Source organism: Mycobacterium sp. NGS49 (assembly GCF_059812565.1).
The window spans coordinates 56,040-67,050 of sequence record NZ_JCALCX010000031.1 but is presented as its reverse complement, the minus strand read 5'-3'; the positions used below and the strand labels follow the sequence as shown (position 1 = coordinate 67,050).

General features: G+C 67.6%; 9 protein-coding genes and 1 pseudogene. 7 read left to right on the top strand and 3 right to left on the bottom strand.

Annotated features, from left to right (window positions below; genetic code table 11):
* A pseudogene (locus AC5Y7D_RS25325) lies at positions 1-1,033 on the top strand (PE family protein); the annotation flags it as partial.
* 114 nt (positions 1,034-1,147) lie between these two features.
* On the top strand, positions 1,148-2,617 hold the full coding sequence (locus tag AC5Y7D_RS25320) for an APC family permease (protein WP_499928573.1): 1,470 nt from the start codon (positions 1,148-1,150) through the stop codon (positions 2,615-2,617).
* Here AC5Y7D_RS25320 and AC5Y7D_RS25315 read toward each other — a convergent pair.
* A complete protein-coding gene (locus AC5Y7D_RS25315; protein ID WP_499928569.1) occupies positions 2,566-3,435 on the bottom strand; it encodes a MaoC family dehydratase in 870 nt (289 codons plus the stop codon). The genes AC5Y7D_RS25320 and AC5Y7D_RS25315 overlap by 52 nt on opposite strands.
* 95 nt (positions 3,436-3,530) lie before the next feature.
* Here AC5Y7D_RS25315 and AC5Y7D_RS25310 point away from each other — a divergent pair, with 95 nt between their 5' ends.
* Together AC5Y7D_RS25310 and AC5Y7D_RS25305 are read left to right on the top strand one after the other, a co-directional pair.
* Positions 3,531-4,241, top strand: a complete 711-nt coding sequence (locus AC5Y7D_RS25310; protein WP_499928568.1) for a histidine phosphatase family protein — start codon at positions 3,531-3,533, stop codon at positions 4,239-4,241.
* Positions 4,242-4,293: 52 nt separating this feature from the next.
* Positions 4,294-6,279, top strand: a complete 1,986-nt coding sequence (locus AC5Y7D_RS25305) for an SDR family oxidoreductase (RefSeq protein ID WP_499928567.1) — start codon at positions 4,294-4,296, stop codon at positions 6,277-6,279.
* Between the two features lie 171 nt (positions 6,280-6,450).
* On the opposite strand, the gene cmaA1 is transcribed toward AC5Y7D_RS25305, so the two are convergent.
* Positions 6,451-7,326, bottom strand: a complete 876-nt coding sequence (gene cmaA1 / locus AC5Y7D_RS25300; RefSeq protein WP_499928566.1) for a cyclopropane mycolic acid synthase CmaA1 — start codon at positions 7,324-7,326, stop codon at positions 6,451-6,453.
* Between the two features lie 23 nt (positions 7,327-7,349).
* Between cmaA1 and AC5Y7D_RS25295 the strand changes: the two genes are divergently transcribed.
* The 3 genes from AC5Y7D_RS25295 to AC5Y7D_RS25285 all read left to right on the top strand — a co-directional run bounded on the left by AC5Y7D_RS25295 (position 7,350) and on the right by AC5Y7D_RS25285 (position 9,300).
* Positions 7,350-8,276, top strand: a complete 927-nt coding sequence (locus AC5Y7D_RS25295) for a nucleoside hydrolase (protein WP_499928565.1) — start codon at positions 7,350-7,352, stop codon at positions 8,274-8,276.
* 68 nt (positions 8,277-8,344) lie between these two features.
* Entirely contained in the window at positions 8,345-8,710 is a 366-nt protein-coding gene (locus AC5Y7D_RS25290; protein ID WP_499928564.1) for a hypothetical protein, read from the top strand.
* Between the two features lie 242 nt (positions 8,711-8,952).
* Positions 8,953-9,300, top strand: coding sequence for a WhiB family transcriptional regulator (locus AC5Y7D_RS25285; RefSeq protein WP_499928563.1), 348 nt, complete (start codon positions 8,953-8,955; stop codon positions 9,298-9,300).
* 130 nt (positions 9,301-9,430) lie between these two features.
* Here AC5Y7D_RS25285 and AC5Y7D_RS25280 read toward each other — a convergent pair whose 3' ends face one another.
* Positions 9,431-11,011, bottom strand: a complete 1,581-nt coding sequence (locus AC5Y7D_RS25280) for a DNA polymerase Y family protein (RefSeq protein ID WP_499928572.1) — start codon at positions 11,009-11,011, stop codon at positions 9,431-9,433.

Genomic DNA, 11,011 nt, shown 5'->3' with positions numbered 1-11,011 from the left:
GGGCGGCGGCGCGGGCGGCCAAGGTGGCCAAGGTGGTCAGGGCGGCGGCGGTGGCACCGGAGCCGCCGGTGTCTTGAACAACGGAGGTAACGGCGGCAGCGGCGGTAGCGGCGGCTCGGGCGGGGTCGGCGGTACCGGAACCGACGGGGGCAGTGGCGGCCAAGGCGGCCAAGGCGGCGGCGGTGGCGGTGGCGGTGGCGGCGGCGAGGGCTCGGCCGACCCATCCGCCGCCACCAGGGTCGGCGGCCAAGGCGGCAACGGCGGCCGAGGCGGCGCCGGCGGGGCCGGTGGTGATGTCGTCGGTACCGGCACCAACGGCAGCGGCGGGCAAGGCGGCGGGGGCGGCACCGGCGGCGAAGGCGGCGACACCGCCAGCATCTACGACAACGTCTACGGCGGCGGCGGCGGCGGTGGCGGCGCCGGCGGCGTGGGCGGAAACGCCGGTACCGGCGGCACCGGCGGCGGCGGTGGCACCGGCGGCAGCGGCGGCGGTGGCGGCGCCGGCGGCGGCGCATCCAACATCAACGCGCCCTCGAGCCAGGCCTTTGGCGGGTTCGCCGGCGGCGGCGGCGCCGGCGGCGGCGCCACCGGCGGCACCGGGGGATCGGGCGGCGCCGGCGGCGGCGGCGGCGCCGGCGGCTATGCCACGAGCAACAGCGGATCCAAGGCCGAGGCCATCGGTGGTGGGGGCGGCGGTGGCGGGGGTGCCGGCTCGGCCGCCGGCACTGCCGGCAGCGGCGGCGGCGGCGGTAACGCCCTTGTCTCCATCCCAGCTGCCAGCGGAGGCGCCGGTGGAAGCGGCGGCAACGGCACCGGGGGTGGCGGTGGCGGGGGTGCCGTTGCCAACGCCGTCAGCGGCACCGGCAACGGCAACCCCGGTGACGGTGGTGCCATCGGCGGAGCTGGCGGCGACGGCGCCAACAGCGGCGCTGAAGCAAACAGCGGAGGCAACGGAGGCGCAGTCGGCGTCGGCGGCTTCGGCGGTCTCGGCTACCTTGGCATCGGCAGCGGCACCCAGGGTCAAAACGCCTAGCACCAGTCGGCCACCGGGGCTGCCGCCAAATGGTGGCGCGGCGGATCTACGCCGCGGCATTCGCAGCTGACATGTGGGACCCTCGTTCCGCCAACAACCCCTGCGCTAGGCGGCCTGCCGATAGGAGGGCGTCCGATCAACAAGCTCGGTTTCTGGAGCGTTGTCATGCTCGGGATCAATGCGATCATCGGAGCAGGCATCTTCCTGACCCCCGGCGCGGTCATCAGGCTCGCCGGGCCGCTGGCGCCGGTCGCCTACCTGCTGGCCGGTCTGTTCGCCGGCATCATGGCGGTTGTCTTCGCCACCGCCGCCAGATATGTCAAGACCAACGGCGCCTCCTACGCCTATACGAATGCGGCATTCGGCCAGCGACTCGCGATCTACGTCGGTGTCACGCACGCGGTCATCGCGTCCATCGCGTGGGGGGTGCTGGCGTCGCTGTTCGTCTCTACGCTGCTCAGGGTCGCTTTCCCGGGCAAGCATTGGGACCAGGACACCGACCTGCTCAGCGTGAAGACGCTGACCTTCCTGTTGTTCATCGCGGTGCTGCTGGCCATCAATCTGTTCGGCAATCGGGTTATCCGTTGGGCCAACGGAATCTCCACCGCGGGAAAGGTTTTCGCGCTTTCCGTCTTCATCGTCGGTGGGCTGTGGGTCATCGTGACCCAGCATGTGAACGACTACGCCGCAGCCAGCTCCCCGGACGTCTATCACCCCGCGCCGTACGCCCTGTTCGGTTTCATCGGCATCGGCCAGAGCACGCTCAGCAGCTTGGTCCTGGCCACGATGGCAGCTCTCTACGCGTTCACCGGTTTCGAGTCGATCGCCAACGCCGCCGAGGAAATGGACGGACCCGAACGCACCCTGCCGCGGGCAATACCCGTTGCGATCGTGGCAGTGGGCACCGTTTACGTGTCCGCGGTCACCGTCGCCATGCTGTTGGGTTCCACCGACATCGTGCAATCTACCGACACGGTCAAATTGGCGGCAGCCATCGATAACGACGTCTTTCGCACCATCGTCGTGCTCGGCGCGCTGGTATCGATGTTCGGCATCAACGTCGCCGCGTCATTCGGCGCACCCCGGCTGTGGACCGCACTGGCGGACACCCGGACACTGCCGTCGGCGCTGTCGAAGAAGAACCGATTCGGCGTTCCCATGGTGGCTTTCGGCATCACTGCGGCGCTGGCGCTGGCGTTTCCGCTGGCATTGCGCTTCGACAACGACAACCTGACCGGTCTGGCGGTGATCGCCCGGTTCATCCAGTTCATCATCGTCCCGATCGCCCTGATGGAACTGGCACGCGGCCAGTCCGCAGAGCACGCGCAGGTGAGGCGAAACCGGTTCACCGACAAAGTGTTACCGGTAGTTGCCGTGGTGATCTCGGTGTCGCTGGCGGTGTCGTTCGACTACCGGACAATCCTGCTGACACCTCAGGGCGGCGCCAATTACTTCTCTATCGTGCTGATCGTGGCCACCTTCGTCGTGGTGCCGGCGGCCGCGTACGTGCACTACTACCGAGCGGCCAAACGTTACGAGACGTACTCCACTTCCCCGTCGTCGAGCACCACCCGCGGCCCCTGACCTTCCGCGCCGGAGGCCTCGGTGCGGAACAGCGCCTTGCCCGGTTCGGTTCGCCAGATGAGCGTCGACAGCGTCTCGCCGGGAAAAACCGGCTTGGTGAACCGCGCGGCGATCGAGGTGACATTGGCGGCGACACCGTTGCCCAGTTCGGCGACGAGCGCCCGGCCGGATACCCCGTAAGTGCACAGGCCGTGCAGGATCGGCCTGGGGAATCCGGCCAGATTGGTGGCGAACCACGGGTCACTGTGCAGCGGGTTGCGGTCGCCGGACAGCCGATAGATCAGCGCCTGGTCCTCGCGGGTGGGCAGCTCTATCCGGGCGTCGGGCTCGCGGTCGGGGAACTCGGGCGCCACCGGGCGCTCCCCCTTCTCGCCACCGAAACCGCCTTCACCCCGGATGACGAGGGTGGTGAGCGTCTCGGCGATCAACGTCCCGGTGTCAGGGTCGGTACCTTTGCCGCGCAGCATCAGGATGGCGTTCTTGCCCTCACCTTTGTCCTGGATGTCCGTCACCTCGGAGACCACCGACAGTTTGCCGGCCGGCGGCAGTGGCGCATGCAGCCGGACGGTCTGTGACCCGTGCAGCAGCATGGCCCAGTTGAACGTCCCGACCTTGCCAGCCGCCCCGAAAGCCGGGCAGCAGATCACCGCGTAGGTCGGCAGCACCTGCTGCGGAATGTCGTGGCTGTTCTCGGTGGTGAAGGAAAGATCCTCGAGACCCGCACCGACTCCGAGCGCATACAGCAGGGTGTCCCGGTCGGTCCACTCGAACAGCTGCGGCTCGGTCGCCGCACCGACGGCACTCGGGTCAATCGCCACGCGGATCTCCTCGAAGATTTCGATTGATGCATTTTCTTTGACCTAACCATCGCAAACCCTTCCCACCGACGGTGTCGGCAGGGCAGGCTATCGCCATGGCGAAGCGCACATTGATCAGGCGGGCCTCCAAATTCGTAGCTGTGGCCGCCGCGGCGGTGATCGTCGGTGCCTGCAGCAGTAGCCCGCAGGTACGCAGCATCACCCTGACTTTCATCCGCAACGCACAATCCCAAGCCAACGCCGACGGGATCATCGACACCTCGGTACCGGGTCCGAGCCTCACCGTCGACGGCAAGGGCCAGGCCCAGCAACTCGCCCACCAAGTCGGGCATACCGAGTTCGACGCCCTGTACTCGTCCCCCATGGCCGCAGATCAGCAAACCGCCGGGCCGCTGGCCACCGAGGTCGGCCGACAGGTCGAGATCCTCAAGGGACTGCAGTCCATCGGCGCCGGCTGGTACAACGGCAAACCGGAGTCGATGTCCAACACGACCTACATGCTGGCGCCGGTCCGCTGGATCGATGGCGACGTGAACACCAGCATCCCTGGCTCGGTGAACGGCAGCGACTTCAACTCCGAGTTCAGCGGCGCGGTCCGCAAGATCTATGACAGTGGCCACAACAAGCCGGCGGTGTTCTCCCAGGGCACCGCGATCATGGTGTGGACACTGATGAACGTCAAGAATCCCAAGCTCAGCCTGCTCAACAGTCACCCGCTGCCCAACGTCGGGCGCGTGGTCATCACCGGTAACCCGACCACCGGCTGGACGCTGGTCGACTGGGACGGTGTGCGCAGCTTCAGCTGAGCCGGCCGATCAAGGTTGACGGCGGCGGCCGCATGCCGCGACGATGGGCTGCATGCGGTATGTCGTTACCGGCGGTACCGGGTTTATTGGCCGCCGAGTCGTTGCCCGTCTGCTCGACCACACGCCCGATGCCCAGGTGTGGGTGCTGGTCCGGCGCCCGTCGCTGGGACGCTTCGAGCGCCTGGCCCTGGACTGGGGCGAACGAGTAAAGCCACTGGTCGGGGAGCTGCCCGAACTGGATCTGGCCGAGCAGGTGATCGCCGAGCTCGGCGATATCGACCACGTGGTGCACTGTGCGGCAATCTACGACATCACTGTCGGCGACGCCGGGCAGCGCGCGGCCAACGTCGAGGGCACCCGCGCGGTCATCGCGCTCACACAGCGCCTCGGCGCCACCTTGCACCACGTTTCCTCGATCGCGGTGGCCGGCGACTTCCGCGGCGAGTACACCGAGGACGATTTCGACGTCGGACAGGGACTGCCCACGCCGTACCACCAGACGAAGTTCGAGGCAGAAGCGCTGGTGCGGGGCACACCCGGTCTGCGCTACCGCATCTACCGGCCCGGCGTGGTGGTCGGTGATTCGCGGACCGGTGAGATGGACAAGATCGACGGGCCGTACTACTTCTTCGGCGTGCTGGGCAGGCTCGCCGTCCTGCCCTCGCTCACGCCGGTGCTGCTGCCCGACACGGGACGCACCAATATCGTCCCGGTCGACTACGTGGCCGACGCGCTGGTCGCTCTTTTGCACGCCGACAACCGGGACGGGCAGACGTTCCACCTGACGGCACCGACCACCGTCGGGTTGCGGGGCATCTACCGCGGCATCGCGCGGGCCGCCGGACTACCGCCGCTGCGCGGGTCACTGCCCCGTTCGGTGGCGAGTTCCGTCCTCAAGGTGAGCGGGCGCGCCAAAGTGCTGCGCAACATGGCGGCCACCCAGTTGGGAGTGCCCGCCGAGGTCCTCGACGTGATCGATCTGGCCCCCACTTTCATCAGCGACGAAACGGTGAAAGCGTTGGCGGGCAGCGGAATTGCCGTCCCCGAATTTGCGACGTACGCGCCGAGGCTGTGGCGGTACTGGGCTGAACACCTCGATCCCGACCGGGCGCGGCGCGACGATCGCAGCGGCCCACTGGTGGGCCGGCACGTCATCATCACCGGCGCATCCAGCGGCATCGGCCGGGCCTCCGCGCTGGCCGTGGCGCAGCGCGGCGCCACCGTCTTCGCCCTGGCCCGCAACGGCGAGGCGCTTGACGAACTGGTCGCCGAGATCCGCGCGTCGGGTGGGCAGGCCTACGCCTTCGCCTGTGACATCACCGATTCGGCGTCGGTGGAACACACCGTGAAGGACATTCTCGGCCGTTTCGACCATGTCGACTATCTGGTCAACAACGCCGGCCGGTCGATCCGCCGCTCCGTGGTCAACTCGACCGACCGTCTGCACGACTACGAACGGGTGATGGCGGTCAACTACTTCGGCGCGGTGCGGATGGTGCTGGCGCTGCTGCCACACTGGCGCGAGCGCCGGTTCGGCCACGTCGTCAACGTCTCCAGCGCGGGGGTGCAGGCCCGCAACCCGAAGTACAGCTCGTATCTGCCCACCAAGGCGGCGCTGGACGCCTTCGCCGACGTGGTCTCCACCGAAACCCTCTCCGACCACATCACTTTCACCAACATCCACATGCCGTTGGTAGCGACGCCGATGATCGCGCCGTCCAAGCGGCTCAACCCGGTGCCGCCCATCAGCGCCGAGCGTGCGGCAGCGATGGTGGTACGCGCTCTGGTGGAAAAGCCGGTGCGCATCGACACCCCGATGGGCACCCTCGCCGAGGCGGGTCACCAGTTCGCACCCAAGCTGTCCCGCCGCATCCTGCATCAGCTCTATCTGGGCTATCCGGACTCCCCCGCCGCCCGCGGAATCGCCGAACCCGTTGATCCCCGCCGGCCCAAGCGCCCCGCCCGCGCCGTCCCGCGGGTGGGAGTACCCAAGCCGGTCAAGCAGTTCGTCCGGCTGGTCCCCGGTCTGCACTGGTAGATCCGCGCGACCCGCAGGTTTAGCCGGGGGCAACCGCCGCATTCCCGCGCTGTGGGCCCGATCTCCAGCGTCCGGCGGCGGCACACCGACCCGGTGACCAACGCGGCACACCTGCTCACCACGACCGGTGTGGCGGTACCTGTGCTGAATCAACTGCTGCGATTGCTGAACTCACTTCTCGCAGGTGAACTGGTTGACGTCGATATAGCCTCTGCGGAACATCTCGGCGCAACCGGTCAGGTACTTGATATAGCGCTCGTAGACTTCCTCGGACTGCAGCGCGATCGCCTGGTCCTTGTGGGCCTCGAGCGCGGCCGACCAGATGTCGAGAGTCTTGGCGTAGTGCGGCTGCAGCGACTGCACGCGGGTGACGTGGAATCCGTTGGCGGTGGCCCGCTCCTGCACCATCGGTATCGACGGCAGCCGTCCGCCCGGAAAGATCTCGGTGACGATGAATTTGACGAAACGGGCGAACTCGAATGTCAGGGGCAGACCCCGTTCCTTCATCTCCAGCGGGTGTAGCCCGGTGATGGTGTGCAACAGCATGATTCCGTCGGCAGGGAGCAGCCGGTGCGCCAGCGTGAAGAACGCGTCGTAGCGCTCGTGCCCGAAATGCTCGAATGCGCCGATACTGACGATCCGGTCTACCGGCTCGTCAAACTGCTCCCAACCTTGCAGCAGAACGCGTTTGGAGCGGGGGCTGTCGGATTTCGCGAACACTTGCTCGACGTGGTTGGCTTGGTTCTTGCTCAGGGTGAGGCCCACCACGTTGACGTCGTAGCGCTCCACCGCGCGCATCATGGTGGCACCCCAGCCGCAGCCCACGTCGAGCAGGGTCATACCCGGCTGCAGCCCGAGTTTGCCCAGCGCGAGATCGATCTTGGCGATCTGCGCCTCTTCCAGCGTCATGTCATCGCGCTCGAAGTACGCGCAGCTGTAGGTCTGGGTGGGATCCAGGAACAACCGGAAAAAGTCGTCGGACAAGTCGTAGTGCGCCTGCACGTCTTCGAAATGAGGCGTGAAGTGCGGCTTGAGGTCATCAGGCATCGGGCCAGCGTATCGTGACCCCGGTGAGCGCCGTGTTCGCTGACGTCGACACCGGCATCGACGACGCACTCGCGCTGATCTATCTGCTGGCCAGCGACGCCCATCTGGTGGGTATCGCCTCGACGGGCGGCAACATCGCGGTGGACCAGGTCTGCGCGAACAACCTCGGCCTGCTCGAGCTGTGCCGGGCCGCCCCCGTTCCCGTCTCCCGCGGAGCCGACCGGCCAGTCAGCGGATCCCGCCCGCAGCGTGGGGATGCGCACGGCCCCAACGGTTTAGGGTATGCCCGGCTGCCACCCAGCGACCGGCGACTCACCGATCACGACGCCGCGACGGCCTGGGTGCGCGCGGCACGCGCTCATCCCGGCGAGCTGGTAGGGGTGGCGACGGCGCCGTTGACCAACCTGGCGCTGGCGCTGCGCATCGAGCCCGAGCTGCCGGCGCTGATGAAGCGACTGGTGATCATGGGTGGAGTGTTCGACGGCCAGGGCCCCCCCGAGTGGAATGCCAGGGTGGACGCCGAGGCGGCGGCCGAGGTGTACGCCGCGTGGTCGGACCGGCCGCGACTTCCCGTCGTGTGCGGCCTGGACCTGACGCGCAGGGTGGTGATGACGCCCGAACTTCTCGACCGGCTGACCGGGCCGTCGCCGGTGCTCGAGTTCCTCCGCAACGCGATGCGGTTCTACTTCGAGGTGTACCGCGATCGCGGCCTGGGATATCTGGCGCATCTGCACGATCCGCTGGCCGCAGCCGTGGCGCTGGATCCGTTGCTGGTGACGACCCGGACCGCGACGGTGGACGTCGAGGTGTCGGGCAACCGCGGGATGACCACCGCGGATTGGTCCGGAGCGCGACGGCCGAACGCGCAAATAGGCATCGACGTCGACTCAACGGCCTTCTTCGACCGGTTCGTCCACCGGGTGGCGGTCTTCGCACGCCGGCTGACCTGAGCCGCGCCGCAAGATTCTCGCAAGCGTCTGGCCGTAATGTCCGGAGTAGCACGCAAAGGATCGCTCGCATGAGAAAACAAGTCGTGGTTTTGGCAATAGCGGTTGCGCTGGCCGGCAACGTCACAGCGGTAGCCGAGCCGGGTGTCGCCCTGGCAAAGCCCGCGGTCCCGGTGCCGCAGCGTTCCTGGCCCGGGTGTCCGGAGGACCATCCGGAGGGGCCCTGCCATTGGTGCCCGGGAGACCCGCAACCACAGACGGGCAATCTGCGGGTCAACCCGGTGGTGTGGGACTGGAATGTCTGCCACACCTACTACTACGTCTACTCGGGGCAGGGAAACGTCGCGCAGAACATCTGGGACGGCGAGAACCCGCCACCGCCGCCACCATGGCCGGTGGGTCTGAACTTCTGTCCGATCCCACCCTGGTGCCCGTGACACACTGCGACCGTCAAATACCCAAAGTCACGATTCAGCCGCCAAAAAGATACCGACAGTATGGCACATGTGTGCCAAAAAACTACTGTTGAACAGTTGCGCAAATGCACCCTGCCCTCTAGCTTGGAAAGCACTGTGAGATTCAGGTCACGGGAGCACGGCAACGAAGCGTTCGCTCACACGTGATCTGCACCCGGGGAGGCGGCCGTATCACGCGGCCGGATAGGTGAGGGGACCACTTCGTGTCAGGAACACGCCCGGCCGCGCGGCGGCTCAACCTTGTCGCCGTCGACAGTGCCCAGTACGCAGAAGATGCCGGGGAACGAGCCTGGGTGGCAAAAGGCCTGTGCAGAACCAAAGATCCGGACGAATTGTTCGTGACCGGGGCGGCGCAACGCCAGGCCGCGGCCATCTGCCGGCATTGCCCGGTGCTGAAGGAATGCGGCGCGGACGCCCTCGACAACAAGGTCGAGTTCGGCGTATGGGGCGGCATGACCGAGCGGCAGCGCCGGGCCCTGCTCAAGGAGCACCCAGAGGTGGTGTCGTGGTCGACGTTCCTGAATAAGCGCAAGTCGCGCACCGCGGGCTGAGATCAACGACTCCGGTCACTATTACTTTTCTGTTACAGCATCGCTCGCGAGTTCGGCGACGATAAGCGAATCCGGCGCGCGCACAACAGATTTGCGAATCGGTGAAGATCTGGTCGTTTTTGTCAAGGTGTCACTCGTAGATCCCCTCCATAAACCACCTCCGCTGCCGATAGCACAGCAACAGCGCGCGCTCGCTCTCCACCAGCACCTGGGCACGGGCGACCCGACCTACCCGTTGACCGGCCTCAGGCCGGTCATCCCACCACCGCTCGTCGACCGGCCAGGGTCCGGCCCACCAGCGCAATTGTTCGTCCCGGCCCCGGACGGCCAGCCGCGCCGGGACGGCGGAGAACAACCCACGGCTGGTCACCCGGATCGGATTCCCTTGTCCATCAAGCAATTCCACCGGATCGTCAACCAAAACCGCAGGCGATGGGTCGGGCAGTTGACCCGGCCACGGCTGAGTAGGGTCATTCCCGGGCACGGGCTCGTCACCCAGCGGGGTCAACGTGATGCGCTCGGCCGGCCCCCGACCTCCGGACAGCACCGGCACCTGCACTGCCTCCGGGCCCAGCAATCCCTGCACCCGCACCAATGCGCGTCGGGCCCGAAGCCTGTCCTCCTCGCCAAGACCACCCCAGAGCGGCAGCTGCAGCGCCCCGGCCGAGACCACCTCGACGGCCTGCAACCGCAGCAGCGTCACAGGTGCGTCCAAGGGGCGCCCGCGCGCGATCCGATGACTCAGCCACCCGTCGAGTTGCCAGCGCACCCGGTCGGCGGTGGCATCCTCGGTCAACGGTTCGGCACACCGCCACACCCGGCTGAGTTCTTCGCCGTTGGCGGTGACCGCGTGAATCGCCAGCCGGGTACACCCCACTCCGGCGGCCAGCAGCGCCTGGTGCAGTGCGGCCGCCAGCGAGCGCCCGGCGAATGCCGCAGTGTCGACCCGGTCGATCGGCGGATCACAGTCCAGCACGGCGCCGAGTTCCTGCGCTGGTTCACGCCCGGAGGGACCCCGTTCCGGCTCACCCCGGGCGAATCGGTGCGCGGTCACCGCGTCGGCTCCGAAGCGGGAAGCGACGTCACTGCGCGACAGTGCTGCGAACTGCCTGATGGTGCGAATTCCCATCCGCCACAACAGATCTGTTAATTCTTCACGACCCGGACCGGACAGGCTTGGCTCGGTGGAGAGCTGGCGGACAGACAGCGCCGACAAGAACCGCGCATCTCCTCCGGGCTCCACAACGCGGCCCGCACGCGCGGCGAAGACCGCGGTGGACAACCCATCGGCGATGCCGACCTGACACTCGGCGCCGGCCGCTGCCACCGCATCGATGAGCCGTTCGGCCGCCTGTTGCTCGGATCCGAAAAACCGGGCCGCGCCGCGCACGGGCAACACCAGCAGCCCGGGACGCAGCACCTCGGGGCGCGGCACCAAATCCTCCACCGCGGCGATCACCCCTTCAAAGAAGCGGGCGTCGCGGTCCACGTCGGCGGCTACGATGTGCAGTTGCGGACACCGCGCCGCCGCCTCCCGTCGCCGCAGGCCACGCCGCACCCCGGCCGCCCGTGCCGTTGCCGAACAGGCGATCACCCGATTCGCCAAGGTGACCGCGACCGGATCCGTCGCGGACTGCCCTGCGGCCGCCGCCGCCGCAACTGCGGGCCAGTCCATGCACCAGATCGCCAATACTCGAGATGAGCCCATCAG